A 1,073-nucleotide genomic window follows, 5' to 3' on the forward strand; every position below is an offset into this window, starting at 1 on the left:
TACGTCAGCGCCACGGCTGCCCCTAGATCACCGGCCGTATTGGTGCCCTCAAGGTCCATGCCCAGCGTGTGGAGCTGGTTGCGCTTCACTCGGATGTCGCAGTCCAGCAGGTCGGTACTGTCCTTGACGGGCGTCAGCTTGACCGAGGTGTAGTTGATGATGGGCAGGGCGTTGAGCGTGCCGTAGGTGTTCTGCACCTTGGTCTCGTGATAGAGGCTGTCCGGCTCCAGGCTCACGTGGTTGATAAAGACGCGCTTGCGGATGTGCTCAGTCCCGTGGTAGTGAAAGTCCCAGCCCCGGTAGTGGGTGGAGTCTGTGGCTTCGGTCTCTCCCGTCTCCCGCTCCTCGATGATGCGTACCCTGCCGTAGCGCTGCGGCACGTAGGCACGCAGGCTGTCTGCCCCCGGCGGCAGGGCAAAGCGCAGGCGCACGGCTACGCCCAAGTCGCCGGCTATGGTGTCGATGTCGTAGGTGATGAAGTCGTTGTTCAGGTAGTAGTATCCCCGGTTGCGGAGCGTGTGGACTATACGGGAACGTTCTTCGGATAGTTTGCCGAGATTGAGCGGCATACCGCGGCGCAGCAGGTAGGCCGTGCTGTCTGCCGTGACCAGGCGGGCAATGTTTGCGTTATCAAAGGAGTATTGGAGCGACCTGACGTAGTAGCGCATGCCCGGGGTGAGGCGATACTGCACGGTGGCCTTGTGCCCCTTGCGGGTAACGAGGGTATCGACCGTGCCGCGCAGGTAGCCGTTGCTCGCCAGGGCTTGCTGAAGGTTGTACGTGCTGTATCGGGTCAGTTGCGGGTCGTAGACCACGGGCGCTTCGCCAATGTTGCGCAAGATGCGTGAGAATCCTTTGTTGCCCTTGACGGAGTCGGCCTTAGAGAGGCAATATACGCCTAGGGGCACCTTGAGCCATGAGAACCACTTGGAGTTGGGCTGCTGGCGGACATAGTTGCGGTAGCCCGTGGGTTTGAAGTTGGGGTTGGTGCTGACGATGCTCACCTCGCTGAGCAGGTATTCGTCCGTTTGGAGAAACTTCTTGCTGCTGCATGCACTCAGCAACGGCAGCAG

General features: G+C 60.6%; 1 protein-coding gene. It reads right to left on the bottom strand.

The genetic code is table 11. The features are described 5' to 3' along the window. Positions 1-1,073: hypothetical protein (locus Q4P78_RS09335; protein WP_303340094.1), on the bottom strand; the 1,073-nt coding region annotated here is incomplete at both ends.

The organism is Rothia sp. (in: high G+C Gram-positive bacteria), assembly GCF_030540545.1.
GTDB lineage: Bacteria > Actinomycetota > Actinomycetes > Actinomycetales > Micrococcaceae > Rothia.